General features: G+C 72.5%; 22 protein-coding genes. 12 read left to right on the top strand and 10 right to left on the bottom strand.

Going from position 1 to position 26,397, the window contains the following annotated elements; translation table 11 throughout:
* Positions 1-47 precede the first annotated feature (47 nt).
* Positions 48-221 (top strand): DUF3117 domain-containing protein, encoded by a 174-nt coding sequence (locus tag BLW09_RS10895; RefSeq protein WP_018190460.1) that lies wholly within the window; start codon positions 48-50, stop codon positions 219-221.
* A gap of 64 nt (positions 222-285) precedes the next feature.
* On the opposite strand, the gene BLW09_RS10890 is transcribed toward BLW09_RS10895, so the two are convergent.
* Complete coding sequence (locus BLW09_RS10890; protein ID WP_089912297.1) at positions 286-918, bottom strand: O-methyltransferase; 633 nt, start codon at positions 916-918, stop codon at positions 286-288.
* Between the two features lie 97 nt (positions 919-1,015).
* Between BLW09_RS10890 and BLW09_RS10885 the strand changes: the two genes are divergently transcribed.
* Genes BLW09_RS10885 through BLW09_RS10875 form a run of 3 tightly spaced genes read left to right on the top strand, consistent with a single transcriptional unit; the run spans position 1,016 to position 4,284 of the window.
* Positions 1,016-1,378, top strand: coding sequence for a twin-arginine translocase TatA/TatE family subunit (locus BLW09_RS10885; RefSeq protein ID WP_089912294.1), 363 nt, complete (start codon positions 1,016-1,018; stop codon positions 1,376-1,378).
* A gap of 46 nt (positions 1,379-1,424) precedes the next feature.
* Positions 1,425-2,798, top strand: a complete 1,374-nt coding sequence (locus BLW09_RS10880) for an MFS transporter (RefSeq protein ID WP_089912291.1) — start codon at positions 1,425-1,427, stop codon at positions 2,796-2,798.
* Positions 2,785-4,284, top strand: a complete 1,500-nt coding sequence (locus tag BLW09_RS10875) for a pyridoxal phosphate-dependent decarboxylase family protein (RefSeq protein ID WP_089912288.1) — start codon at positions 2,785-2,787, stop codon at positions 4,282-4,284. Before BLW09_RS10880 ends, BLW09_RS10875 begins: the two co-directional genes overlap by 14 nt.
* Before the next feature lie 100 nt (positions 4,285-4,384).
* Here the strand turns inward: BLW09_RS10875 and BLW09_RS10870 are convergent, their stop codons facing one another.
* From BLW09_RS10870 to BLW09_RS10860, 3 genes are read right to left on the bottom strand one after another with little or no spacing between them, the layout of a single operon-like run.
* Positions 4,385-5,545 carry an Mrp/NBP35 family ATP-binding protein gene (locus BLW09_RS10870; RefSeq protein ID WP_089912285.1) on the bottom strand — a complete coding sequence of 387 codons (1,161 nt, stop codon included), beginning with the start codon at positions 5,543-5,545 and terminating at the stop codon, positions 4,385-4,387.
* Positions 5,538-6,059 (bottom strand): DUF1003 domain-containing protein, encoded by a 522-nt coding sequence (locus tag BLW09_RS10865; RefSeq protein WP_089912281.1) that lies wholly within the window; start codon positions 6,057-6,059, stop codon positions 5,538-5,540. The genes BLW09_RS10870 and BLW09_RS10865 overlap by 8 nt, the downstream gene beginning before the upstream one ends.
* A complete protein-coding gene (locus tag BLW09_RS10860; RefSeq protein WP_089912278.1) occupies positions 6,046-7,368 on the bottom strand; it encodes a magnesium transporter MgtE N-terminal domain-containing protein in 1,323 nt (440 codons plus the stop codon). Before BLW09_RS10860 ends, BLW09_RS10865 begins: the two co-directional genes overlap by 14 nt.
* A gap of 77 nt (positions 7,369-7,445) precedes the next feature.
* Here BLW09_RS10860 and BLW09_RS10855 point away from each other — a divergent pair, with 77 nt between their 5' ends.
* Positions 7,446-8,108 carry a general stress protein gene (locus tag BLW09_RS10855; protein ID WP_089912274.1) on the top strand — a complete coding sequence of 221 codons (663 nt, stop codon included), beginning with the start codon at positions 7,446-7,448 and terminating at the stop codon, positions 8,106-8,108.
* A gap of 49 nt (positions 8,109-8,157) precedes the next feature.
* On the opposite strand, the gene BLW09_RS10850 is transcribed toward BLW09_RS10855, so the two are convergent.
* A complete protein-coding gene (locus BLW09_RS10850; RefSeq protein WP_442911270.1) occupies positions 8,158-9,765 on the bottom strand; it encodes an aminopeptidase P family protein in 1,608 nt (535 codons plus the stop codon).
* Between the two features lie 68 nt (positions 9,766-9,833).
* On the opposite strand from BLW09_RS10850, the gene BLW09_RS10845 reads away from it, so the two are divergent.
* Positions 9,834-10,706, top strand: coding sequence for a PHP domain-containing protein (locus tag BLW09_RS10845; RefSeq protein WP_089912268.1), 873 nt, complete (start codon positions 9,834-9,836; stop codon positions 10,704-10,706).
* Positions 10,707-10,767: 61 nt separating this feature from the next.
* Positions 10,768-11,895 (top strand): hypothetical protein, encoded by a 1,128-nt coding sequence (locus BLW09_RS10840; RefSeq protein ID WP_089912267.1) that lies wholly within the window; start codon positions 10,768-10,770, stop codon positions 11,893-11,895.
* A 132-nt stretch (positions 11,896-12,027) separates the two neighbouring features.
* Here the strand turns inward: BLW09_RS10840 and BLW09_RS10835 are convergent, their stop codons facing one another.
* Positions 12,028-13,500, bottom strand: a complete 1,473-nt coding sequence (locus BLW09_RS10835; protein ID WP_089912264.1) for a DEAD/DEAH box helicase — start codon at positions 13,498-13,500, stop codon at positions 12,028-12,030.
* A 125-nt stretch (positions 13,501-13,625) separates the two neighbouring features.
* Between BLW09_RS10835 and BLW09_RS10830 the strand changes: the two genes are divergently transcribed.
* Positions 13,626-14,342, top strand: a complete 717-nt coding sequence (locus BLW09_RS10830) for a ferritin-like fold-containing protein (protein ID WP_089912260.1) — start codon at positions 13,626-13,628, stop codon at positions 14,340-14,342.
* Positions 14,343-14,514: 172 nt separating this feature from the next.
* Here the strand turns inward: BLW09_RS10830 and BLW09_RS10825 are convergent, their stop codons facing one another.
* Together BLW09_RS10825 and BLW09_RS10820 are read right to left on the bottom strand one after the other, a co-directional pair.
* Entirely contained in the window at positions 14,515-14,817 is a 303-nt protein-coding gene (locus BLW09_RS10825; RefSeq protein ID WP_089912257.1) for a hypothetical protein, read from the bottom strand.
* A 10-nt stretch (positions 14,818-14,827) separates the two neighbouring features.
* Positions 14,828-15,052: a DUF3107 domain-containing protein gene (locus tag BLW09_RS10820; protein WP_089912254.1), complete on the bottom strand. Its 225-nt coding sequence runs from the start codon at positions 15,050-15,052 to the stop codon at positions 14,828-14,830.
* Positions 15,053-15,159: 107 nt separating this feature from the next.
* On the opposite strand from BLW09_RS10820, the gene BLW09_RS10815 reads away from it, so the two are divergent.
* Both BLW09_RS10815 and BLW09_RS10810 read left to right on the top strand, forming a co-directional pair.
* Entirely contained in the window at positions 15,160-18,357 is a 3,198-nt protein-coding gene (locus BLW09_RS10815; RefSeq protein ID WP_089912251.1) for a UrvD/REP family ATP-dependent DNA helicase, read from the top strand.
* Entirely contained in the window at positions 18,354-21,713 is a 3,360-nt protein-coding gene (locus BLW09_RS10810; RefSeq protein WP_089912248.1) for an ATP-dependent DNA helicase, read from the top strand. The genes BLW09_RS10815 and BLW09_RS10810 overlap by 4 nt, the downstream gene beginning before the upstream one ends.
* On the opposite strand, the gene BLW09_RS10805 is transcribed toward BLW09_RS10810, so the two are convergent.
* Entirely contained in the window at positions 21,644-22,723 is a 1,080-nt protein-coding gene (locus BLW09_RS10805; RefSeq protein ID WP_089912245.1) for a phosphotransferase, read from the bottom strand. The genes BLW09_RS10810 and BLW09_RS10805 overlap by 70 nt on opposite strands.
* 60 nt (positions 22,724-22,783) lie before the next feature.
* On the opposite strand from BLW09_RS10805, the gene nudC reads away from it, so the two are divergent.
* Together nudC and BLW09_RS10795 are read left to right on the top strand one after the other, a co-directional pair.
* Positions 22,784-23,803: an NAD(+) diphosphatase gene (gene nudC / locus BLW09_RS10800; protein ID WP_089912242.1), complete on the top strand. Its 1,020-nt coding sequence runs from the start codon at positions 22,784-22,786 to the stop codon at positions 23,801-23,803.
* Positions 23,800-25,566, top strand: a complete 1,767-nt coding sequence (locus BLW09_RS10795) for an ATP-dependent helicase (protein ID WP_089912238.1) — start codon at positions 23,800-23,802, stop codon at positions 25,564-25,566. The genes nudC and BLW09_RS10795 overlap by 4 nt, the downstream gene beginning before the upstream one ends.
* On the opposite strand, the gene BLW09_RS10790 is transcribed toward BLW09_RS10795, so the two are convergent.
* Positions 25,511-26,347: a hypothetical protein gene (locus BLW09_RS10790; protein WP_089912234.1), complete on the bottom strand. Its 837-nt coding sequence runs from the start codon at positions 26,345-26,347 to the stop codon at positions 25,511-25,513. The two genes, BLW09_RS10795 and BLW09_RS10790, sit on opposite strands and share 56 nt — an antisense overlap.
* Positions 26,348-26,397: the final 50 nt, after the last annotated feature.

The following is a 26,397-nucleotide window of genomic DNA, read 5'->3' as shown; positions in this document are numbered from 1 at the left end:
GGCAACGATGTCGGATAATAGGAGGACATCCACGAAAGGGGAGCTGCATGGCGGCCATGAAGCCGAGGACCGGGGACGGGCCGATGGAGGCTGTGAAGGAGGGACGGCTCATCATCGTGCGTGTGCCGCTCGAGGGTGGGGGACGATTGGTGGTCTCCGTCAACGATGCGGAAGCCAAAGAGCTCCACGATGCGCTTGCGAGCGTGGTGACCTCCGCCTGACCAATGCTGTAACGAGAAGGGCCCCGATCTCATCGATCGGGGCCCTTCTCGCATGTTCGGCCGTCTAGGGCGCGAGCTTGGTGATCTGCAGCAGGCCTTCGCCGGCCGGCGACAGGGCGCTGATGACCGCGCCGGACGCCGAGGTCTCGGTGATGAGCGTGCGGAAGCCGGTGGCGACCTCGTCGCGCGCGGCCGGGTCGGCGACGCGCCCGCGCCAGAGCGCCCGGGCGACGAGCACCGTGCCGCCGGGACGCACGAGACGCAGTCCGTGCTCGACGTACTCGATGACCGACTGGGGGTCGGCGTCGATGAAGACGATGTCGTAGGAGTTCTCGTTCATCCGCGGCAGCACCTCGAGTGCCCGGCCGGGGATGAGACGCACCCGGTTCGACGGCAGCCCGGCCTCGGTGAAGAACGCGCGAGCGTGCTGCTGGTACTCGACCTCGACGTCGATGGAGGTGAGCTGTGCATCCGTTCCGCCCGTGAGCAGCCACAGGCCGGAGACGCCGACGCCGGTTCCGATCTCGACCACGTTCTCGGCGCGCGTCGCCGCGACGACGACGGCCGCCTGGGCGCCGGTCGCGGGCGAGATCGGTTCGATGCCCAGTTCGAGCGACTGCTGCCGTGCCCGGGCGATCACGTCGCTCTCGACGACGATGTCGTCGGCGAATCTCCAGTTCGAGTCCTTGTCTGACACAGCTCTCCCGTCGATCGGCCTCGGGCGCGGGCCTGTTCTCAGGATACGGCGGGCTCATGCGGCATCCGTGCAGGCATCGCCGCGATACCCTGGAAACGTGTTCGGGCTGACCTTCGACAAGCTGCTGATCGTGGCGGTGATCGCGGCGTTCGTCATCGGCCCGGAACGTCTGCCCGCCTACGCCGCGAAGCTCGGTCAGCTGGTGCGGTCGCTTCGGGATTTCGCCAACGGCGCGAAGGACCGGATGCGGGATGAGATGGGCCCCGAGTTCGACGAGGTCGACTGGAAGAAGCTCGACCCCCGCCAGTACGACCCGCGCCGCATCATCCGCGAGGCGCTGCTCGAGGACGGCCCGGAGGCCGCCGGCGCGATCAAGCCCGTGACGCAGTCGGCCTATGCCCAGCGGAAGATGCCGCTGACGGCGGGAGCGATCCCGCCGTACGACACCGAGTCCACCTGACGCGGCGCGGCGGGCTGCGCGGGCGCGCATCCACTACGCTGCGGACATGATCGCAACGGAGCAGTCGCTGAGCAGAGCGACCGTCGCGCGGTACGCCGTCGGTTCGCTCGGCACGGGCGGTTTCGCCACGCTGCCCGGGCTGGTGCTCGTCTACTACCTCACCGACTCGCTGGGCGTCGCCGCGCTCGTCGCGGGCGTCGTCGTGACGGTGGCCAAGGTGTGGGACGTGGTCATCGACCCGGTGATCGGAGCCAGGAGCGACCGGATGCTCGCGGTGCGCGGCTCCCGCCGGCCGATGATGCTGCTCGGCGCGCTGGCCCTGCCGGTGTTCTTCCTCCTCACCTTCGCCGTCCCGCCCGGGACGCCCACCGCGGCGGCTGCCGTATGGGTGCTGCTCGCGTTCGTGCTGACGGCGACGGCATTCAGCCTGTTCCAGGTGCCGTACATCGCGCTCCCGGCGGAGCTCGCGTCCGGTTACGACCAGCGCACGCGCCTGCTGACCTGGCGGGTGGTGGTGCTGACCTTCGCCATCCTGCTGTTCGGCGCGGGCGGCCCCGCGCTGCGGTCGCTCGGCGGAGGGAACACGTTCGCCGGGTACGTCCTCATGGCCCTGGTCGCCGGTGTGGCGATCGGCGCCGGGATGCTCGTGTCCGCGTTCGTCGCACCGCGCGGTCTGCCCGCGGGCGGGTCGCTGCCGCGCGAGAGCATGATCGCGACGGTCCGGGCGAACTACGCGGCAGGGGTGCGCGTGCTGCGCGACAGCCAGCCGTTCCGCGCTCTGCTGCTGACCTTCCTGCTCCAGGGACTGGCCACCGGCCTGATGCTCGCCGGGGCCAACTACGTCGCGACCTGGGTGCTGCACTCGGAGGACGCCGTGACCTTCCTGTTCGTGGCGCTCATCGGCCCCGCGCTCATCGTGACGCCGCTCTGGGGCGTCGTCGCGCGCCGCATCGGCAAGGAGCGCGGGTTCGTGATCGCGAGCGTGGTGTTCGGGCTGGCGGCCCTGTCCATGGTCGCGCTGCTGTGGGCGCCCGGCGCCTGGGTCTACGCGCCCGTCGCCCTGGCCGGCGCCGGGTATGCGGGCATGCAGTCCCTGCCGATGGCCATGCTCCCCGACGTGATCTCGCACGACGCTCGCCGCAACGGCGAAGGCCGCGCCGGCACGTTCGGCGGCATGTGGACGGCGGGGGAGACCACCGGGATGGCCCTCGGCGCGACCGCGCTGAGCATCGTGCTCGCCCTGAGCGGGTACGTCTCGCGCAGCGCGGCGGTCGCCGAGGCGGGGGCATCGCAGCCGTCCAGCGCCGTCGCCGGGATCGTCCTGAGCTTCAGCCTCGTTCCCGCGATCATCATCGCGATCAGCCTCGTGCCGCTGGCGCGGTACCGGCTCCGGAAGGGAGACATCGATGGCGTCGTTTGATGCTGCGGCCATCCTCAACCGCCTCGCCGCCCTGCGCGAGGCGGACGCGCCGACGCACGGCGGGCGGGTGCTGAGCTACGTCTACGACTCCGGGATGCCGGAGATCGACGAGCTGGCGGCGGAGGCGATGCGGCTGGTGCAGCCGGTGAACGGGCTGGACCCGACCACGTTCACCTCGGTCGCCGTGATGGAGCGCGAGGTCGTCGGGTTCGCGCGCGAGCTGTTGCACGGCGGCGACGACGTGGTCGGCTCGGTGACCTCGGGAGGGACGGAGTCGTGCCTCCTCGCGGTGAAGACCGCCCGCGACGTCTGGCGGGCTGCGGGAGGCACGGGGACGCCGCGCCTGCTCGCGCCGGTGACCGCGCATGCCGCGTTCCAGAAGGCCGCGGCGCTGTTCGACCTGACGCTGGACCTCGTGCCGGTGGACGCGCGCACCGGGCAGCTGGACGCCTCCCGCCTGATCGAGCGCATCGGCCCGGATGTCGCACTCGTCGTGGTCTCGGCTCCGTCGTACCCGTACGCGACGCTCGACCCGATCGAGGTGGTCGCGGCCGCCTGCGAGGACGCGGGCGTGGCCTGTCACGTGGACGCGTGCATCGGCGGCTGGATCCTGCCGTTCTGGCGGGCGACGGACGGTTCGGCGCTGCCGGCGTGGGACTTCCGGGTGCCCGGCGTGACGAGCGTCTCGGCCGACCTCCACAAGTACGGGTACGCCCCGAAGGGCGCCAGCGTGCTGCTCCAGCGGGGGAGGGACCGGCAGCGGCGCCAGTACTTCGCGACGACGGGCTGGCCGGGCTACCCGGTCGTCAACTCCACGCTGCTCGGGTCGAAGTCGGCCGGGTCGCTCGCGGCGTCGTGGGCCATCATCCAGGCGCTCGGTGCCCGCGGGTTCGCGCGTCTCGCCGAGTCGTGCCGCCGGGCCACCCGCGGGCTGCAGGACATCGTCGGCGACATCGAGGGGCTGCGGGTGCTCGGCGACCCGACCGGTCCGCTGCTCGCCGTCACGACCGACGAGTCGGTGCCGTCCGAGCGTCGCATCGACCCGCACCACTGGGCGGACCGAGTCCGCCGCCGCGGCTGGGTGCTGCAGCTGCAGCCCGGACTGGTGCAGCCGGACGGCACCCGCCTGCCGCACACGACGCATCTCACGATCACCCCGGTGACGGAGGGACGGATCGACGAGCTGGAGGCCGCCCTGCGCGGCGCGGCGGACGAGGCGCGCGGCGTCCCCCCGGTCGACGCGGATGCGGTGCTCGCATCCCTGCCCGGCGACCTGCTCGCGGGGCTCGCGGCCGGCGACGTCGAGCTCGACTCGGCGACGGCCGCGCAGCTCCTCACCTCGATCGGTCTCGCGGGAGGCGCGACCCCCGGCCTGCCCGACGACCAGGCGCCGCTGCTCGCGCTCGTCTCGGCGCTCCCGCGCCCGATCACGGAGCGCCTCCTCACCGAGCTCCTCGCCCGCGCCGTCGAACCTCCCGACGCCTGACCCGCCTCCCCGGCAATCCCCGCCGTCGAGTCCGCAAACTTGCACGCTGTGGGCGCGTTGGGCGTGCAAAGTTTGCGGACTCGACGGTGGGGGGCCGGGGTCAGCGGACGGAGAGGCCGAGCTTGCGGCCGGCGAGGCCGCGGGAGCGGGTGGCCAGGCGGTCCGCGACGGCGCGGATCGCGGCGGCCGCGGGATCGGCCGGATCGGTCACCACGATGGGCGCGCCGGTGTCGCCCCCGGCCCGCAGCGGGATGCTGAGCGGAACGCTCGCGAGCAGCGGCACCTCGTCCTCCTGCCCGGCCGAGAGCCGGCGCGCCACCTCGGCTCCGCCGCCCGAGCCGAACAGATCGAGCACGCTGCCGTCCGGCTGCACGAGCCCGGCCATGTTCTCGATCACCCCGATGACCCGCTGGCCGGTCTGCCGGGCGACGACGCCGCTGCGCTCCGCCACGTCCGCCGCGGCCGGCTGCGGTGTCGTCACCACGAGCACCTCCGCGCCGGGCAGCAGCTGACCGACCGAGATCGCGACGTCGCCCGTACCCGGGGGCAGGTCGAGCAGGAGGACGTCCAGATCGCCGAAGTAGACGTCCGAGAGGAACTGCTGGATGGTCCGGTGCAGCATCGGCCCGCGCCAGGCGACGGCCGCCGAGGCCGAGTCGACGAACATTCCGATCGAGACGACCTTCACGCCGTAGGCGACCGGAGGAAGGATCATGTCGTCGACGCGCGTGGGCCGCGGTGCGACGCCGTTCTCGTCCGTCAGCCCGAGGATGCCGGGGATGGAGAAGCCGTGGACGTCCGCATCCACGATCCCGACTCGCAGCCCGCGCTCCGCCAGCGCGACGGCCAGGTTCGCCGTGACGGTCGACTTGCCGACGCCGCCCTTGCCGCTGGTGACCGCGTAGACGCGGGTCAGCGACTCGGGGCCGAACTGCTGGCCGCGCGCCGGCCGGCCGGCGCGCAGCCGGTCGGTCAGGGCGCGGCGCTCCGCGGGGGTCATCACGGAGACGTCGACGGCGACCTCGGTCACGCCCGGGACCGCGGCGGTCGCCGCGCGCACATCCCGCTCGATCGAGTCGGCCGCCGGGCAGCCGACGATGGTCAGCTTGATGCCGACCTCGGCACGACCCTGCGCATCCACCGCGACGCCGCCCACCATGTCGAGCTCGGTGATCGGCTTGCGGATCTCGGGGTCGAGCACCGCGCCGAGCGCGCTCCGGACGGCTCCCGCGAGGTCGACGACTCCGTCGGGCTCAGGCACGGGCCTGCTCGCCGTCGCCCGCGTCGCCCCTCTCGAGGTCTTCGAGCAGCGAGCGGAGCTCGGCGCGGATGAAGTCCTTCGTCGCCATGTCCTTCACCGCGAGCCGCAGCGCGACGACCTCGCGCGCCAGGTACTCGGTGTCGGCGAGGTTGCGCTCCGCGCGCTGCCGGTCCTGCTCGATCTGCACGCGGTCGCGGTCGTCCTGACGGTTCTGCGCGAGCAGGATGAGGGGAGCGGCGTACGAGGCCTGCAACGACAGCACCAGGGTCAGGGCGATGAAGCCGAGGGCAGCGGAGTCGAAACGCCAGGCGTTCGGCGCGAGGGTGTTCCAGCCCATCCACAGCACGACGAAGACCGTCAGCCCCAGCACGAACCAGGGCGTGCCCATGGCCCGTGCGATCCACTCGGTGAACCGGCCGAACCGGTCGCGCGACTCCACCGGGCTGCGTCGCAGCACCGGCGTCCGGAGTCCCTTCGGGGCGTCGAGCCCCGCGTCCTGCCTACCTCCTGCCACCTCCGCCCCTCCTTCCGTTCACGATGCGGATGCTTCCGGTCTCGTCGGACGGCGCCGTGCGTTTCACGGGCTCGTCCTCGTCTTGACTTCGCCAGTCGTCGGGGAGCAGATAGTCGAGGATGTCGTCGATGGTCACCACCCCGACGAGACGATGCTTGTCGTCGACCACGGGGACCGAGACGAGGTTGTAGGACGCGAGGATGCGCGACACCTCGGCGGCGGAGGTGTCGGCGGTGACCGGCTCGAGGCTCGGGTCGAGCAGGGTGCCGAGACGCACGTGCGGCGGGTAGCGCAGCATGCGCTGGAAGTGCACGACGCCGAGGAACCGGCCCGTCGGCGGCTCGTACGGCGGCAGGGTGACGCACACGGCGGCGCCGAGCGCCGGCGCGAGCTCGTGGCGGCGGATCAGGGCGAGGCCCTCCGCGACGGTGGCGTCCGCCGAGACGATGATGGGCTCGGTCGTCATCAGACCACCCGCGGTATCGGGGTTGTAGCTGAGGAGCATGCGGACGTCCTCCGCCTCCTCCGGCTCCATCAGCTCCAGCAGGTGCTCGCCGCGCTCGTCGGAGAGCTGCGCGATGAGGTCGGCCGCGTCGTCCGGCTCCATCTGGTCGAGCACGTCGGCCGCGCGATCGTCGTTGAGCTGGGCGAGGATCTGCACCTGCTCGCTCTCGGGCATCTCTTCCAGCACGTCGGCGAGGCGGTCGTCCGGCAGCTCCTCCGCGACCTCCAGCATCCGCTGCTGGGGGAGGTCGAGGAGGGTGTTCGCGAGGTCGGCGGGCTTCAGCTCCGAGTAGGTGGCGATGAGCTGCTCGGCGGACTGCGCCTCACCGAGCTTCTGCTTCTCGCGCACCTCGTTCCAGGTCACGAAGGTCGTCGCGCCCTTGGCGAAGGGGGAGCCGCCCGCCTTGGGCTTGCGGACGAACAGCTGGCTGACCGCCCAGTCGCCCGTCTCCGTCTCCTCGATCGCGACATCCTCGATGGTGGCCTCGCCGCCGCCGTCGGCGAAGACCACGCGGCGGCCGAGAAGCTCGGCGATCACGCGCACCTCGCCGCCGCGCTGCTCGAACCGGCGCATGTTGATGATGCCGTTGGTGATGATCTGCCCGCTGCCGATGCTGGTGACCCGCCCGATGGACAGGAACACGCGGCGCTTCCCGGGGATCTCGACGATCAGCCCGACGACGCGGGGCGGGTCGTTCTTGCGGTAGACGACCAGCACGTCTCTGACCTTGCCGACCCGGTCTCCGACGGGGTCGAACACGGTCGTCCCGGCGAGGCGGGCGACGAAGACTCTGGGCGAACTCACTCTATTAACCTAGCCCTCGCAGGTGAACGACGGCTGTTTCCTGTGCCCTCCCGAAGCCTGGATGGAACAATGGGGGAATGAGCACACCGGGGCTGAACAACCAGCGCAACCGCATCCTCTTCCCGACCCTCCCGCGAGGCGAGGTCGTCGCCACCTTCGAGAGCTACCCCGAGGCGCAGCAGGCGGTCGACGTCCTGGCCCGCGCCGACTTCCCCGTGGACAAGGTCTCGATCGTCGGCAGCGACCTCAAGAGCGTCGAGCGCGTCACTGGAAAGCTGACCTGGGGACGCGTCGCGCTGGCGGGCGCTGCGTCCGGCGCGTGGCTCGGCATCTTCTTCGGACTGCTGCTCATCATCTTCTCGCCGTCGGTCAGCCTCGCGTTCGTGCTCGCCGCCCTGCTGCTCGGCGCCGGCTTCGGGATGCTGTGGGGCATCGTCTCGTACGCCATCAACCGGCGGAGGCGCGACTTCACGTCGATCCAGCAGGTGATCGCGACCAGCTACTCGGTGCTCGTCGACTCCGATCTCGGCAACCGCGCGCGCAACCTGCTGGCGAGCGGCGGAGCGGAGGAGCCTGCCGCCGCACCGGGCTGGACGCCGCCCGCGCAGCCGCAGCACCCGTCCGACCCGCCGCCCGCGCCGCCCGCGTCGGCGCCGCCCGCCGCTGCGCCGCCCGCCGCTGCGCCGCCCGCCGCTGCGCCGCCCGCCGAGGGCGAGCGCCCGCCGGCACCCCCCGCGTGAGACGGAACGGCGCCGCCTCGGAGCGGCGCCGTTCTCGCCCTCAGCGCCCTCAGCGCTGCGAGAGCCGCCGCACCCATGCCTCCACATCGTCGGCCGTGCGCGGGATGCCGGCGGAGAGGTTCTCCGCGCCGTCGTCGGTGACCAGGATGTTGTCCTCGATCCGGACGCCGATGCCGCGGAACCGCTCGGGGACCGTCAGGTCGTCGGGCTGGAAGTAGAGCCCCGGCTCGATCGTGAACACCATGCCCGGCTGCAGAACGCCGTCCAGGTAGAGCTCCCGGCGGGCCTGTGCGCAGTCGTGCACGTCGAGCCCGAGGTGATGGCTCGTCCCGTGCACCATGTAGCGGCGGTGCTGCTGGTTCTCGGGCTCCAGGGCCTCCTCGGCGCTGACGGGGAGGAGACCCCACTCGGCGGTGCGCCGCGCGATGACCGCCATCGCCGTCGCGTGGATCTCGCGGAACCGGATGCCGGGGCGCACGATCGCGAACGCCGCGTCCGCCGCCTCCCGCACGGTCTCGTAGATCAGGCGCTGCGTCTCCGTGAACGTGCCGTCGATCGGGAAGGTGCGGGTGATGTCGGCCGTGTAGTAGCTGTCGAGCTCGACCCCCGCATCCAGCAGGATGAGGTCGCCGGGCACCACGGGGCCGTCGTTGCGCGTCCAGTGCAGGATGCACGCGTGCGGTCCGCTCGCCGCGATCGTGTCGTACCCGACCGCGTTGCCGTCGGCGCGGGCGCGGCCGTAGAAGACGCCCTCCACCAGCCGCTCGCCGCGCGGGTGCGCCGTGATGCGCGGGAGGTCGGCGATCACGTCGTCGAAGCCGCGGGCCGTCGCCGCGACCGCCGCGCGGAGCTCGGCGATCTCGTCGTCGTCCTTCACCAGGCGGAGCTCGGAGAGGTCGCGGGCCAGCCGGTCGTCGTCCGCGTGGTCCTCCGGGTCGAGCTCGGCGTCGGTGCCATCGCCCGCGGTGTCGGCGTCCAGGAGCAGGCGGGCCGCATCCACCTCGTCGGTGATGGCGCGGTCGGCCTCGCGCAGCACGAGGGTGTCGCCGTCGACCGCGTCGAGCACGGAGCGCACCTCGGCGATGCCGCGCGTCTCCAGCGCGAGGTCGCCGGCGACCTGCGCGAGCGACGGGCGGGGACCGATCCAGAACTCGCCGATCTCCGGGTTCGCGTAGAACTCGTCGGAGTCGCGGCCGGCTCGCTCGCGGAAGTACAGCGTCGCCTCGTGGCCGGATGCCGTCGGCTCCATGACCAGGACGCTGCCCGGCTCGGAGTCCGACCCCCAGCCGGTCAGGTAGGCGAAGGCCGAGTGCGCGCGGAACGGGTAGTCGGTGTCGTTCGAACGCTGCGCGAGGCGCCCGGCCGGGATGATCAGGCGCTTGCCCGGGAACAGCTCGGACACGCGGGAACGGCGGGCCGCCGCGTACTGCGCCTGACGTCGGGGCGCAGGCACGACCTCCGGACGCTCGGCCCAGCCGGAGCCGATGTACTCCCGGAAGGCGTCGGAGCCGGGAGTGGTGGAGCGGTTCTGCGTCGCCCGGGGAGCCTCGTCGGACTCGGCGGCCGCGGGTTCTGCAACGACGGGTTCTGCAACGACGGGTTCTGCAACGACGGGTTCTGCAACGACGGTCTCTGGCGTGGTCGGCTGGGAGGACATGAGATCCATTCTTCCACCCGCAGGCCGCCATGCGCCCGGCCGGTCAGCGCCCTCCTAGGATGGTCACCATGGCTGATGCGCGGCGGTTCCGAGGTCCCGTCGACCTGCACACGCACTCCAGCGTGTCCGACGGGACGCAGACCCCGGCCGAGCTGATCCGCGCCGCCGCCGACGCGGGGCTGGGCACCGTCGCCCTGACGGATCACGACTCGACGGCCGGCTGGTCCGAGGCGGCGGCCGAGTCCGCCCGCGCCGGCATCACCGTCATCCCCGGGATGGAGCTGTCGACCCGCATCGAGTTCGCGAGCGTCCACATGCTCGGCTACCTCTTCGATCCGTCGGACGAGGCGCTCATGGCCGAGACGCGCCGCATCCGCGACGGCCGCATGCGCCGGGCCGAGGACATGGTGCGCCGCATCTCCGAGGACTACGACATCACCTGGGCCGACGTGCTCGCGCAGGCGACGGAGGGCGCGACGGTCGGGCGGCCCCACATCGCGGACGCCCTCGTCGCCCGCGGGCTGGCCTCGGATCGCAGTGCGGCCTTCGAGGGCATCCTGCACTGGCGGAGCGGATACTTCCAGCCGCACTACGCGCCGGATCCGCTGACCGGCGTCCGTCTCATCCGCGGGGCGGGCGGGCTGCCCGTGCTCGCGCATCCCGCGACGGGAGGCCGCAGCCGGGTCATCCCGGAGGACCGGCTGCGGCGCCTCGTCGACGCCGGACTGTTCGGTCTGGAACTGGACCACCGTGAGAACAAGGCCGACGGGGTCGAACGCCTGCGAGAGCTGGCGGCGCGCTACGGCCTCCGCATCACGGGGTCGAGCGACTATCACGGCGCGGGAAAGCCGAACCGGTTGGGCGAGAACACCACCGATCCGGCCGTGGTCGACGCGATGATCGAAGAAGCGACAGGCGCGGCGCCTTTCTACGCTCCGTGAGCACCACGACGTAGCCTGGTCCCCGGAGACGATCGGGGCGAGAAGGATGCGAGGTGCGCGGGTGAGACGGTTCTGGCGAGGATCGGCGGCCGCCGCCGCCCTGACGGCCGTCCTCGTGGTCGCTGCCGGTGTCGCGCCCGCGAACGCCGACGGTTACCCCTCATGGGACGACGTCCAGGCCGCGAAGAACAACGCGAGTGCGGCCCAGGCGGAGGTCGACCGGATCAACGGGCTGCTCACCACCCTGCAGACAGCGGCGAACGCCGCGGGCGATCTCGCCGTGAAGCGGCTGGGGGAGTACGGAACGGCGGAGACGGCGCTGCAGACGGCGACCGCCAAGGCACAGAGTCTGGCCGAGAAGGCCCAGGAGGCGTCGGCCGAGGCGGATGCGCTCAAGACGCAGAGCGGGAGGCTCGCCGAGCAGCTCACCCGCGCCGGCACGTCATCCGTGTCGTTGCGGCTGTTCCTCAGCCCGAACGCCGCGCGCTCCGACTCGCTGCTGTACCAGCTGGGTGCTGTGTCGAAGCTCGCCGACCAGGCCAGCTCGCTGTACGCCCGGGCGAATGCGCAGAGGAACCTCGCCGCGTCGCTGAGCGAGCAGGCGAGCAGCGCCCAGAAAGTCCGCGATCAGCTCGCGGTGGAGGCGAAGAAGGCGCTCGAGGCGGCGACCGCAGCGAAACAGGCCGCCGACGCCCAGCTCGCGGACCAGAAGCAGCACGCAGACACGCTGTACGCCCAGCTGGCGACCCTGAAGAACACCGAGGCGTCCGTCGAGAAGTCCTACGCCGAAGGTCAGGCCGCCGCTGCGGCTGCCGCGGCCGCCGCGAACCCGGGCGGAGGGTCGGACGGTTTCGCTCCGCCGCCCGGCATGGTGGTCGACCCGGCAGGCGCCCAGGCGTACGCCGCCAGCCGCCTGTCCGCCTTCGGCTGGGGCGGTGACCAGATGGGCTGCCTGATCAAGCTGTGGAACCACGAGTCCGGGTGGCGCGCAGACGCCTACAACACGTCGAGCGGCGCCTACGGCATCCCGCAGGCGTGGCCCGCGAGCAAGATGTCGTCGGCCGGCCCGGACTGGCTGACGAACCAGAACACCCAGGTCAATTGGGGGCTCGACTACATCAACCGCGCTTACGGCTCCCCGTGCGCCGCGTGGACCTTCGAGATGAGCCACGACCCCAACTGGTACTGACCGCGTCCCCGCTTCCGTCCCCGTCCCCGTCCCAAGCGAACAGCTCCTGAGTTTTTCGCTCCGATCCGGCCGGATCGGGCGAAAAACTCAGGAGCTGTCGGTGCCGGAGGCCGGGGTCAGTCGGAGCCGGGGTCAGTTGGCGGGGGTGGTGGCGGAGCCGCCGCGCGAGCGACGACGGCGACGGCGCGGGGCGCTGTTGCCGTCGCGGTGCTGCGATCCGCCGCCGTCGTGCGTGCCGGCGGCGGGGGCCTTCGCCTCGCCGCCTTCCGGCGTGGAGCCTTCCGGGGCCGTCGAGCCCTGGGGCGAGCCCTGGCCGGAGCCGCGCGTGCGCCGGCGACGGTTGCTGCTCGAACGCTCGCCACTGTCCGGGCCGGTGGAGTCGGTGCGGCCCCCGCGCGACTCCGGCGCCTTCACGGCCGGGGTCGGCTTGAGCCGGCCCTTGACGCCCTGGGGGATGTCGAGGTCGGTGTACAGGTGCGGCGACGACGAGTAGGTCTCGGTCGGCTCCGGCTGCCCGAACTCGAGCGCCTTGTTGATGAGGGCCCACTTGTGCAGGTCCTCCCAGTCGACGAAGGTCACGGCGATGCCGGTCTTGCCCGCGCGGCCGGTGCGCCCAGCGCGGTGCAGGTAGGTCTTCTCGTCGTCCGGGATGGTGTGGTTGATGACGTGCGTCACGTCGTCGACGTCGATGCCGCGGGCGGCCACGTCGGTGGCGATCAGGATGTCCTTCTTGCCCGCCTTGAACGCGGCCATGGCACGCTCGCGCTGCTCCTGGTTGAGATCGCCGTGCACGGCGGCGGCGTTGAATCCGCGGTCGTTGAGCTCCTCGACCAGCTTGGCGGCGGCGCGCTTCGTCCGGGTGAAGATCACGGTCTTGCCCCGGCCCTCCGCCTGGAGGATGCGGGCGATGACCTCGTCCTTGTCGAGCGAGTGCGCGCGGTAGATCAGGTGCTTGATGTTCGCCTGGATCTGGCCCTCGTCCGGGTCGGTCGCACGGATGTGGACCGGCCGGGTCATGAACCGGCGCGCGAGCGCGACGATCGGGCCCGGCATGGTCGCCGAGAAGAGCATGGTGTGGCGCGTGGCCGGCGTCTGCGCGAACAGCTTCTCGATGTCCGAGAGGAAGCCGAGGTCGAGCATCTTGTCGGCCTCGTCGAGCACCATCTCCTGCACGTTGCCGAGGTTCAGCAGGCGCTGACCGGCGAGGTCGAGCAGACGGCCCGGGGTGCCGACGACGATCTGGGCGCCGCCCTTCAGCTGGGCGATCTGGCCCTCGTAGGCCTTGCCGCCGTAGATGCTGGCGATGGAGGTCGGGCGTCCGGCGGCGGCCGTCTCGAGGTCTTCGTAGACCTGGATGGCCAGCTCTCGGGTGGGCACGACGACGAGCGCCTTCACGCCGGGCTCGGGGTTCGGGCCGAGCCGCTGGATGAGGGGGAGGCCGAAGCCGAGGGTCTTGCCCGTTCCGGTCTTCGCCTGGCCGATGATGTCCTGACCGGTGAGGGCGAGAGGGATGGTCTGCGCCTGGATGGGGAACGGCTCGATGATGCCCTTGGCGGCGAGCTGATCCACCATGTCCTGGTCGATGTTCAGTTCTGAGAAAGTCACTGGTGAATTGCCTGTCGATTCGATTGGAGTGTCCACGCCCTGTTTCTCTGTCGCAGGCGTAGGGCCGTCGATCCTGCGCCGACGGCGTCCCCAGCCTACTGGACGGTCCCGATACACTGCTGAGCGTGTCGACTTGGTTCACCCGGCGACGGCCTTCCGTCGAGCTCCCGCGCCTGACTCCGCGGGCGCGCTCGCTGCCGACCGTGCGCGTGGACCTGCACGAAGTCATGCCGGACCTGCTGCCGTATCTGGGCCAGGCGGCCTACCTGCAGCTGGAGCAGTTCGAGACGCTGTCGCGCGTCGCGGCCGAGGCCGGCGACCTGCACGACAAGGGCCTCATCTCCGCCGCGGCGGGTCACGCCCTGTCGAAGCACCAGGGGATCGTGGCCGAGATCCGGCGCCGTGGCGACGACCCGGCCGACGCGATGAAGCCGTTCGCCGATGAGATCGAGGGCTTCAGCGCGCTCATCGTCGGGGCGGACTGGCGAGAGACGCTGCTCTCGGCGCTGGTGACGGGCGGGCTGCTCGACGACTTCTTCATCCGGCTCGCTGCGGGCCTGCCCGGCGACGTCGGACCGCGTCTCGCGCACCTGCTCGGCTCCGAGTCGGGCCAGGAGGGCGTGCTGGAGGTGCTGCGCGGGCAGATCGCGGCCGACCCGCTGCTCGCGTCGCGCCTCGCGATGTGGGGCAGGAGGCTCGTCGGCGACACGCTGCTCGTCGCCCGGTCGGCCCTGCACCTCTCGGGCAACCGCGCCACCGACGACGCGCGCATCGAGCCGATCTTCACGGAGTTGATCGCCGCGCACACGCGCCGCATGGACGCGCTCGGCCTGACCGCGTAGCGTTCCCGCGCACCATTCGGCACGAATTCGCGCCATTCGGCCCGAAATCGCGCCATTCGGCACGAATCGCGACGTTCGGCACGAATCGCGACGTTCGGCATTCGGCACGAATTCGCACCGTTCGGCACGAAATCGCGCCATTCGGCACGAAATCGCTAGCGGGTCGGCAGCGTCAGCGGGCGACGGCGCCCTTCGCGAGCGCGTGCAGCATCCGTTCGTCGTTCGCGGCACGGATGCGGCCGATCAGCAGGTCGGCGACCGCGACGATGAGCGCCGTGCCGAGGAGCGTGATCCACCAGATCCAGCCGCCGTCCCACTTCAGGCCGGCCCAGGTGAGCGCCACCCAGAGCACGGCCGACGAGACGAAGCCGACGGCCGGGATCAGGACGGAGCCGTGCGTGTGACGGTTCGGCAGCAGATAGCGTCCGGCCAGGCCGATGATGGCCCCGCCGAGGACGACGAAGAGCAGTTCCACGAGTGGGAGGTTAGCCGACGAAGCCGATGCGGCGCGATTCCTCGGTGCCGAGCTCCACGTAGGCGATGCCGGCGGTCGGGACCAGGTAGAGACGGCCCTTGTCGTCAGTCAGTTGCAGCAGTCCCGTGCCGCTGGCCAGAGCGGTCTGCACCTGCCCGGCCAGCTCCTCGGCCGACTGCGACGACTCGAAGTTGAGCTCGCGGGGGGCGTTGACGATTCCGATGCGGATCTCCACTGAGGTGCCTTTCGAGTCTGACCGGCGGGTGTGAGTTCAGACTACGGCACACGGCTCGCGGCCCCCGCTCGCGTTCTCTGTCGGCGGACGCCGATAGCGTGAAAGCCATGATCGCTCGAGGCTTCCGGATGCGCCCTTCCGGCACCCTCGCCTCCGCGTCGGCCGCGGGCCGCGCACCGCTCGACGGCTCGCAGTCGGAGGTGCTGCTGCTCCCCGACGGTTCCTCCGCCGCCGTGCTCGGCGCCCCCGGCACGGGCAAGACGACGACCCTGGTGGAGGCGCTCGCCGAGCGCGTGCTCGACCGCGGTTACCGGACGGACGAGGTGCTCGCCCTGAGCGCATCGCGCGCAGCGGCGACGGCGCTCCGCGACCGCATCGCCCTGCGCGTCGGCGTGCCGACGCAGGGACCTCTCGCCCGCACGGCGACCTCTCTCGCGTTCCAGCTCGTCGGCGAGCGGGCGCGTCGGATCGGGGCGGAGCCTCCCCGCCTGCTCACGGGCGGCGAGCAGGACCAGATCATCGCCGAGCTGATCAGCGGCCACCTGGAGGACGGAACGGGTCCGGTCTGGCCGGAGCCTCTCGTGGAGGAGGTGCGGACGCTGCGAGGGTTCCGCACCGAGCTGCGCGAGCTCATGGCGCGGTGTGCCGAACGGGGCGTGACCCCCTCCCGCCTGTCCGAACTCGGCGCGATCACCGGCCACGACGAGTGGCGCGCGGCCGCCCGCTTCATCGCCGAGTACCAGCTGGTGGTCGACAGCTACCGCGGCGGGTTCGTGGACTCGGCCGAGCTCATCGCCTCGGCGGTCACGGTCATCGCCGAAGGCAGCTCCCTCGACGGTCTGCGCGCCGTGTTCGTCGACGACCTGCAGGAGGCGACGGTCGCGACCCTGGCCCTGCTGCGGGCGCTGGCGGAGCGCGGCGTCGCCGTGATCGCGTTCGGCGACCCGGACGTCGCCTCCACCACGTTCCGCGGAGCCCAGACCACGGCTCTCGGCCAGTTGGAGGCCCGCATCGGGGTTCCGGTGACGCGCTTCGTGCTCACGACCGCGCACCGCCAGACGCCCGCTCTGCGGGAGCTCACCGCGCGGGTGACGGAGCGGATCGGCACGGCGGCGGCGGGCGTGCAGCGTCTGGCTTCGGCGGGGCGCGAGGAGCCATCCGGCGACCACGACGGGATGGACGCGGCGGACGCGGCTGACGGGACGGACGCGTCGGAGCGCCGCCCCGAAATCGTCCGGATCGTGGCCGTCTCCGCCCCGTCCGAGGCGTCGAGGCTGGCCCGCAAGCTGCGCGAGCGTCATCTGCTCGACGGCGTGCCGTGGAGCTCGATGGCCGTCGTCGTACGCTCCGGGGCCCACGTCCCCGCGCTGTCCCGCGCCCTGGCCGTCGCCGAGGTGCCCACGACGACGAGCATCGCCGGCCGGCCGCTGCGCGACGACTTCGCCGCCCGCCAGCTGATCACGATCGCCGGCGTGCAGCTCGGCGCGATCGAGCTGACGCCGGCCGTCGCCACCGAGCTGCTGATCGGGCCGTTCGGCGGACTCGACAGCGTCAGCCTGCGGCGGCTGCGCCTCGCCCTCCGGCAGGAGGAGCTGGCCGGAGACGGCAATCGGCCGGGAGACGAGCTGCTGGTGGAGGCTCTGCAGCATCCCGCCCACCTGGCGACGATCGACGCGAGCCCGGCCCGCCGCGCGGGGCGGCTGGCGGAGACGCTGCGGTCGGGTCGCGAGAAGGCCGCCGGCGGGGCCTCCATCGAGGAGCTGCTCTGGCACGTGTGGGAGCGCAGCGGTCTCGCCGCCCGGTGGCTGGAGCACTCGGCGCGGACCGGCATCGTGGCGGACGAGGCGAACCGTCACCTCGACGGCGTCGTGGCGCTGTTCACCGCCGCCCGGCGCTTCGTCGAGCGCTCTCCGGAGCGCCCGGCCTCCGACTTCGTCGTCGAGCTGCTCGGCGCCGAGGTCCCGGAGGACACCCTGGCGGCCCGCACTGCTGGCGACGCCGTCCTGGTCTGCACGCCGAGCGCGACCGTCGGGCGCGAGTTCGAGGTCGTCGTGGTCGCCGGCCTGCAGGAGAGCGTCTGGCCGAACCTGCGCCTCCGGGGTTCCCTGCTGCACCCGCAGGACCTCGCCGACGCGGTCGAGGGCCGCGCCACCGAGACGGAGGACGAGCGCGCGGAGGTGCTCGGCGACGAGCTGCGGATGTTCGCGCTGGCGGTCTCGCGCGCCCGCGGCCAGGTGATCCTGACCGCGACGGCGAACGACGACGAGCAGCCGTCGCCGTTCCTCCGGCTCGCGGCCGAGCTGGCCGTCGACGACACCGACGACGGCGCCCATCCGCTCTCCCTCCGCGGGATGGTCGGCCGGCTGCGCCGCCGTCTGGCGACGACGGGCGCGCCGGACGCGGCCGAGGCGCTCGCGCGGCTGGCGGACGCCGACGTGGAGGGCGCCGATCCCGCCTCCTGGTACGGCTTGCTGGAGCCGTCGACCACCGAGCCCCTGGTCGACCTCGACGACCCCGAGGCGGTCGTCCGGGTGTCGCCGTCCCGGCTGGAGACGTTCGAGAAGTCCCCGCTCGCCTGGTTCGTCGACACGATGGCGGCCTCGCCGAGCGGCCTCGCCGCCGGCATCGGAACCGTCGTGCACGCCGTGATGGAGGAGGCGAGCACGAGCGAGGACCGCGATCTCAGCGTCGAGCGGCTCTGGCAGGGCATCGAGCGCCGCTGGGACGAGCTGGCGTTCGAGTCGCCGTGGCTGGAGGAGAAGGAGCGGAGGCGAACCAGGACGCTCACGGCGGGCGTGTCGGAGTACCTCCGCGACTTCGAGCGCGCCGGCGGCGTGCTGCTCGGCTCGGAGGGAGCTTTCGAGCTGCGGCTCGGCCGCGCGCTGGTCCGCGGCACGATCGACCGGGTCGAGCGCACGCCGGACGGCACGGTCGTGATCGTCGACCTCAAGACCGGCAATCGCACGCCCTCCGCGGCCGAAGCCGCGGAGCACGCGCAGCTGGGCGCGTACCAGCTGGCCCTGGAGCACGGAGCGGTCGACGAGGCCGCCGACCTGCCGTCCGGCGGGGCAAAGCTGCTGTTCGTCGCCAAGGGCGTCCGGGGCAAGGGCTATCGCGAGGTCGCGCAGGACCGGGTCGACGACGAGGGCCTCGCCCGGCTGCGCGAGCGCGTCGCGCGGGCGGCGGACGGCATGGCGGGAGCGACCTTCGCCGGTGTCGTCGACCTGGGCGAACGCGACCCGCACGGGTCGTACGAGTACCGCATCCACCTGGTGCCTGCGGTGAGCGCGGGAGGGGGAGCATGACGGACGAAGCGACGCACGTCGACGACGGCCTCCTGGAGTGGGCGACCGAGCAGGCGGAGCTCGACCTGGTCGAGCAGGCGTTCTCACTGGCCGAGACGGAGCAGGAGCGACCGCGTCCCACCCGGGCGCTGAGCGCGGTGGAGATCGCGGACGCCCTCCACCTGCCCACCCCGACCCCGCAGCAGCAGGCGGTCATCGAGGCGCCGCTGCGGCCGGCGATCGTGGTGGCGGGGGCCGGCAGCGGCAAGACCGAGACGATGGCCAACCGCGTGGTCTGGCTGCTGGCCAACGGTCACGTGCGGGTGCCCGAGATCCTCGGCCTGACTTTCACCCGCAAGGCGGCGGGCGAGCTCGCCGGCCGCATCCGCACACGCATCGAGCAGCTGGTCGCCTCCGGCGTGACCGAGGTGGAGTTCGACCCATTCGACGCCCCATCGGTCGCCACCTACAACGCGTTCGCGAACGCGATCTTCCGTGAGAACGCCCTGCTGATCGGGCGGGAGCCCGAGTCTGCTGTGCTCAGCGAGGCGTCGGCCTGGCAGCTCGCGCGCCGTCTCGTCGTGGCCAGCACCGACGACCGCCTGGTCGAGCTCGACCGGGGCGTCGAGGCGGTCACGACCGCCGTCGTGACGCTGAGCCGGGCGCTCAGCGAGAACGTCGCCGATCCCGACGAGGTCGAGCGGATGGTCGGGCAGTTCGGCCGCATCGCCGAGCTACCGACGGGCAACGGCCGGGTGAAGGAGCTGTACGCCTCCGTGCGTTCCGCCGTCGTCGCGGTCGGCTCGCTTCCTCCGCTCCTGGACCTCGCCCGCGCGTTCGCCGAGGAGAAGCGCCGCCGCGGGTTCGTGGAGTACTCCGACCAGGTGGCCCTCGCGCTGGATATCAGCGAGCGCCTCCCTGCCGTCGTGGCCGACTACCGGCGCCGCTACCGGGTGGTGCTGCTCGATGAGTATCAGGACACCTCGGTCGTCCAGACCCGCCTGCTCTCGACGCTGTTCGCCGGGCAGCCGGTGATGGCGGTCGGCGACCCGCACCAGTCCATCTACGGCTGGCGCGGAGCCAGCGCGGCCAACCTCGGCCGGTTCTCCGCCGACTTCACCGGCCGCCGCACCGGGGCGGAGGGCGCAGCGGACGAGTACGCACTGAGCACCAGCTGGCGTAATCCGACCCGGGTGCTCGACGCGGCGAACACCCTCGTCGAGCCGCTGACGGCCGAAGCGCCGGTGCACGTCGAGCGCCTGCAGCCACGCCCGGGCGCCGACGCCGGAGAGCTGACGGCCGTGTTCGAGCAGACGGTCGCCGACGAAGCCGAGACGGTGGCGCGCTGGTTCGGCGACCGGCTCCGCGAACGCGACGCGGACGGCCTCCCGGCCAGCGCGGCGATGCTCTGCCGGTCGCTGAAGAAGATCGACGTGTTCACGTCGGCGCTCGCCCGCCACGGCATCCCGTATCACGTGCTCGGGCTGGGCGGTCTGCTGGAGCAGCCGGTCATCGCCGACCTGGTGAGCGCCCTGCGGGTCATGCACGATCCCACCGCCGGCTCCGAGCTGATCCGCCTGCTGACCGGCGCGAAGTGGCGCGTCGGCCCGAAGGACATCGCCGTGCTGCGCGACGTGGCGTCCTGGCTCGCCGAGCGCGACCACCGCCATCAGCGACTCGACCCCGAGCTGCGCGACCGGTTGCGCCGCTCCGTCGCGGGGGAGGAGTCGGCCTCCCTGGTGGATGCGCTGGACTTCGTGGTCGAGGCGCCGGACGGGCACGGCCGGCTGGAGGGCTTCAGCCCCGCCGGCCTCGCACGGCTGCGCGACGCGGGCCGCCGGCTCGACCATCTGCGGTCCCGCGTCGGGCTCGACCTGCTCGACCTGGTCACGCTGGTGCAGCAGGAGCTGCTGCTCGACATCGAGGTCGCGGCGAACGAGACGGCCCAGCTCGGTCAGGCGAGCCTCGACGCCTTCGCCGAGCAGGTGGCCTCGTACCTCGCCGCGGACGACCAGGCGACCCTCGGGTCGTTCCTGTCGTGGCTCGCCGAGGCGGAACAGCGCGACAACCTGGCCCCGCGCAGCGAGGAGCCGGAGCCCGGCACGGTGCAGATCCTCACCATCCACGGGGCGAAGGGCCTCGAGTGGGATGTCGTGGCGGTGCCGCGCCTGGTCGACGGAGAACTCCCGGGGCCGCCGCAGAGCAGGAAGGGCTGGCTGGCGTTCGGGCAGCTGCCGAACGAGTTCTGCGGCGATTCGGCCGAACTGCCGGTGATCGCCTGGCGCACCGCAGAGACCCAGAAGGACGTCAACGACTCCATCGCAGCGTTCGAAGAGGAGAACCTCGCCCGGCACCTCGACGAGCAGCGCCGCCTGATCTACGTCGCGGTGACCCGCGCGCGGCAGCGCCTGCTGCTGTCCGGCTCCTACTGGTCGACCCAGACCAAGCCCCGTGGCCCCGGATCGTACCTGCTCGAACTCCAGGAGGCCGGACTGCTGCCGGCCGACGCCTTCCCCGACTGCGACGAGCCGGACGAGAACCCGCTCGCGCTCAGCGCATCCACCGTCACCTGGCCGCTGGAGCCCCTCGGCGCCCGCCGCACGCGCGTCGAAGCGGCGGCGGAGGCCGTCCGCCGCGCACGCGAGCGCGGCGCGGGCGACGGTGGGGTCTACGCGCGCGACCTCGACCTGCTGCTCGCCGAGCGCGCCCGGCGCGCGGAAGAGGCCGGCCTGGTGGAGCTGCCCGCGCGCATCCCCGCGTCGCGGTTCAAGGACTACGTGACCGATCCGGCGTCGGTGGCCGCGACCCTGCGCCGGCCGATGCCGGAGCGCCCGTACCGCCAGACCCGCCTGGGCACCCTGTTCCACCGCTGGGTGGAGGAGCGCTTCGGAACGGTGGCCGGCGCGACGGACGTGCTCGACGCCCACGTCGCCGAGCTGGACGACCTCGCGGGCGACGTGCTCGACGCCGAGCGCTTCGAGGAGCTCCGGGCGACGTTCGAGGCCAGCCAGTGGGCCGGGCGCCGCCCGACGGAGGTCGAGCTGGAGATCCACATCACCCTCGCGGGGCAGGTGGTCGTCTGCAAGCTGGACGCGGTCTATCCGGTGGAGGACGGCATCCACGACGTCCAGATCGTCGACTGGAAGACCGGCAAGGCGCCGCGGGACGCCGACGACCTCGAGCGGAAGCAGCTGCAGCTCGCCCTCTACCGGCTGGCGTACGCCCGGTACGCCGGGATCGACCCGGAGCGGATCGACGCCGTCTTCTACTTCGTGGCGGACGACACGGTCGTGCGACCGGAGCGGCTCTACGCGGAGGAGGAGCTGACGTCGCTCTGGTCGTCGGCCACCGGCTTCATCCCGCCGGAGCGTCCGTAGCCTCCCGCGTCCGTCCGGTCGCCCGGGGTGCGGTCGAGCATCGCCTCGACGTCGCCGACCGCCAGGATGGGACCGGTGGCCGTCGAGAGCGGGTTCATCGAGTTGCTGCGCACGCGGTCCACGAGCCCGTCGAGCATCTCCACGGCGTCGTCGACGATCGTCTGGTCGCGGACCTCGCGGCCGTGGAGCAGCCACCTGGCGACCTCGAGCTCGGCGTACAGCATGGCGCGCTGCGTGAACTGGCGGTCGGTGGCGACCTGCCGGGTCGACGCGTAGGCGCCGAGGGCGCCGTCGGTCGCGTCGGGGTTCATCGCCAGCAGCCAGTGCAGGTCGCGGGCCGGGTCGCCGACACGCAGCGCCGACCAGCCGAGCACCGCCGTGACGACGTCGTCCTCGACCAGGAAGGAGTCGGCCGTGAGGGAGCCGTTGATGACGGTCGGCTGGAACTGCCAGATCAAGTGGTCGGCCGCCGCATCCCGCCACCGGTCGCGCAGCGCGACCGGGAGGAGACCGGTGGATGCGGCCGACTCGATCACCGAGCCGGCCGCGGTGAGGCACTCGGCCGACGACATCACGGGAAGCCCGGCCTCACCGACGAAGGCGGTGGGGAGCGCGTGGATGGCCGCGATCGCGTGCCCGATGGACCCGGCCAGGCCGTCGCCCGGCGGGACGTCCTCGACCGCGATGTGCTCGCCGGGGAGGAAGTCGTAGACGACGGCGCGCGTACCGGCCACCGGCGCCTGGCCGAGGTAGCGGGGGACCTCGAACGGCAGACGGCTGCGGATGCCGGTCGTGAGAGCGCGCAGCGCGACGAGGTCGGCGCTCTGCTCGGTCTCCGCGATCTGGTTCGTCGGAACCCGCACGATGACGGTGGAGCCGTCCCGCGTCGTCAGCAGCGCCGAGTCGAACTCGCCTGCACCGCTCCGGGTGTAGCTGCGGGCGCCGGAGACGTCGAGGTCGGGGACGGCCGAGGTGGCCAGCGCGGCTAGAGTGAGATGGGATCTGGCCATGCACCTAGGCTAATTGGACCTCCCTGCGACGGCCGTCCGCCACGCCCCGAAAGGACCTCGATGTCGTCCGCCCCGACTCCCGCCCTTCCCCTCGCCGCCCTGCCCCTCTCGCGGCACGCGACCGACCGCGACCACGCCGCGCGCTCGCGTCCGGCGCTGTTCGACGAGCTCTGGGAGGAGCCGACGACGCGGGTGCTGGCGCTGTGGAAGGGGCGGGCGCTGCTCACCGCGGAGAGCGTGGCGGCCGCGACCCCCGCAGCCGACGGCTGGTCGGCTCCGGACGCCGGTCCGGCCGAGCTGGAGCTGCTGCCGGTGGACCGGGTCACTTCCGCGCTCATCCGGGTGTACCTCGGCCGCACGACGGTCGCCTCGGCGGCGGAGCCGGCAGGCACGGCCGTCGTGCTGCAGGTGCTGACCGACGCCGCGGCCCAGGAACTGGAGCCGGACGAGGCGCGCTGGGGCAACCTCCGGACGGTCGCGACGGCGCTGAGCGACCGCGACGCGGGCCTCTTCACCGAGGCGCTCGCGATGGCGAACTGGCACGCGACCCACACGCACTGCCCGCGCTGCGGTTCGCCGACGGTGGTGGAGCAGGCCGGCTGGGTGCGGCGCTGCCTGGAGGATGGCTCCGAGGTTTTCCCGCGCACCGACCCGGCGGTCATCGTGACGGTGCTGGATGCGGACGACCGCCTGCTGCTCGGCTCCAACGCGATGTGGGAGAACTCCCGTTACTCGCTGCTCGCCGGCTTCGTCGAGCCGGGCGAGTCGTTCGAGGCGGCGGTGGAGCGCGAGATGTTCGAGGAGGCGGGGGTCCGGGTCGTCGACGCCCGCTACAAGGGGTCGCAGCCCTGGCCGTTCCCGGCGTCGGTCATGGTCGGTATGACGGCGCGGCTGGCGGACGACCAGGCGGCGGGAGCCCTCGACCCGGACGGCGAGGAGATCCTCGACCTCCGCTGGTTCACCCGGGAGGAGCTGTGGGCGGCGCGCGAGCAGATCATCCTGCCGGGGCGGTCGTCCATCGCGCGCGCCCTGATCGAGGACTGGTACGGCGGCCCGCTCGACGAGCCGCCGGCGCCGTGAGCACCGCGCTCTCCGGCCCGGACGCCCTGCTGGCCGGGCTGGATGCGCAGCAGCGGGTGGCGGCGGAGGCCCTGTTCGGCCCGGTGTGCATCCTCGCCGGAGCCGGCACGGGGAAGACCCGGGCGATCACGCACCGCATCGCCTACGGTGTCGCCTCCGGGGCGTATGCGCCCGGGCGCGTGATGGCGTTGACGTTCACCGCGCGCGCTGCCGCCGAGCTCCGGGGCCGGCTGCGGCAGCTCGGCGCCGGGGGAGTGGCCGCGCGCACCTTCCATTCGGCGGCGCTCGCGCAGCTGAACTACTTCTGGCCCCAGGTCGTCGGCGGCCAGCTGCCCTCCGTGCTCGACGGCAAGGGGCGCATCCTCGGTCATGCCGCCGAGCGGCTGCGGCTGAGGGTCGACACGGCCACGCTGCGCGACGTCGCCGCGGAGATCGAGTGGCGCAAGGTCTCCGGCCTGAGCATCGAGCAGTACACGTCCGCCGGACGGCCGACGCCGGGGTCGTTGACGGCCGACCAGGTCGCCGCTCTGCTGCAGTCGTACGAGGACCTCAAGGACGAGCGCAAGCAGATCGACTTCGAGGATGTGCTGCTCGCCTGCGCCGGGATGATCGAGTCGGAGCCGGCGGTGGCTCTCCAGGTGCGCGAGCAGTACCGCTTCTTCGTGGTCGACGAGTTCCAGGACGTCTCCCCGCTGCAGCATCAGCTGCTCAGCCTGTGGCTGGGCACCCGGCGGGATCTGTGCGTAGTCGGCGACGCGAGCCAGACGATCTACTCGTTCGCGGGCGCGCGCAGCGAGTATCTGCTCGGCTTCGAGAGGGAGCATCCGGGCGCCACCGTCGTCCGGCTGGAGCAGAACTACCGATCCACCCCCGCCGTCATCGACACGGCGAACCGGCTGATGCGCGGCCGGTCGGGCGCACTCACCCTGCGCCCGGCCGAGGTCGCGGGGGGCACGCCGGCCGGCGAACCCATCAGCGAGCCCGCCGCCTTCGAGGACGACCGGGCCGAGGCCCGCGCCGTCGCCGGACGCATCGCCGCGGAGCTGGCCGCCGGCGCCCGGCCGGAGCACATCGCCGTGCTGTACCGCGTCAACGTGCAGGCGGCCGTGCTCGAGCAGGCGCTCGGCGATCTGGGCATCAGCTACCAGATCCGCGGATCGAAGCGGTTCTTCGACCTTCCGGAGGTGCGCCAGGCCGTCATGTCGCTGCGCGCCGCCAGCCTCGCGGCCACCGATGACCCGCTGTTCAAGTCGGTCAGCGACGTGCTGCGCTCGCTCGGCTGGTCGGTACAGCCGCCCGAGGCGCGCGGTGCGGTCCGCGAGCGCTGGGAGTCGCTGAACGCCATCATGGGCCTGGTGGACGAGCAGCCTCCCGAGCAGACCCTGCGCGGGTTCACCGACGAGCTGCTCGCCCGGCAGGCCGGTCAGCACGAGCCGACGATGTCGGCGGTGACCCTGGCCACCCTGCATGCGGCGAAGGGCCTGGAATGGCCGTCGGTCTACCTGATCGGACTCAGCGAGGGACTCGTCCCGATCAGCTACGCGAGCACGTTCGAGCAGATCGACGAGGAGCGCCGCCTGCTCTACGTCGGCATCACCCGGGCGCGGCGCTCCCTGCACCTCAGCTGGGCGGCGCGCGGAAACCAGCCGGGCCGCCCGTCGCTTCGGCAGCCCTCGCGCTTCCTGGCGGAGCTGCGCCCCGCCGCCGTCACGGCGGAAGGCCGAGACACCCGCAGGCGGGGTGCGGATCCCACGCGCCGCTGACCCAGTCTCCGCTGCCTGAGGGCAGCCGCCAGCTCGCCCCGGCAGGCGGCGACGGCGCGGTCCGTCCGCGCGCGGAGGCGATTCCCGCCAGCACCAGCGTGGCGGCCCGGGCGGCGACGAGGGCCGACACGATCGCGTCCTCGCCGCGTGGCGGCAGCGTGTGCAGCTGGGTGGCCATCGCCGGCCAGGCCGGGTCGGCGTCGGTGCGGTGCAGGTCGACGCAGCGCAGGCACGGGCCGGCGCCGGGACGCACGAACGGTCCGACCGTGATCCCGGCATCGCCGAACACGACCGGCAGGTGAGGGATGTCGCGGCGGAGCCAGCGCGCAGAGCGCTGCGGTTCGATCGCGTACGAGCCGAGGACGACCGCGGCTTCCGCGCGATCGACGACCGCGTCGTCCCAGGCGAGGCCGCCGCGCACCTCGGCGCCCGCATCGGTCAGCATGCGGGCGAGGGCCGTCGCCGTCGGTCCGGCCGCGTCGAGCACGACGAGGGGCGGCGCGTCCCGATCACGTTCCTCCGCTGCCTGCGACCCGCGCGGCCGGCCGAGCACCGGTGCGACGCGCTCCAGCAGCCTCGCCACCGCTCCGGGCGGCGCGCCGGCCCGCTCCGCGAGCAGCTGCAGGCCCTCCCGGGTGATCCCGCAGACCAGCGCGGCGATCATGCGCTCCTCTGCCGCGCTGATCCCGTCGAGCACGAGCACGGGGCGCTCCACACCGAACTGGAGGCTGTCCGGAGTGCGCCAGACGCGTTGGATGCGGGGGTCGAGTGCGAGGGTCATCCCCGCATCCTGCCGGACGCCGAGGTCGTGTCAGCGGTTGTCCACAGCCG

Origin of the sequence: Leifsonia sp. 21MFCrub1.1 (assembly GCF_900107895.1) — a bacterium.
Classification (GTDB): Bacteria; Actinomycetota; Actinomycetes; order Actinomycetales; family Microbacteriaceae; genus Leifsonia; species Leifsonia soli.
Note: the sequence above shows the minus strand (reverse complement) of the source record. Positions and strands in the feature narration are given on the sequence as shown.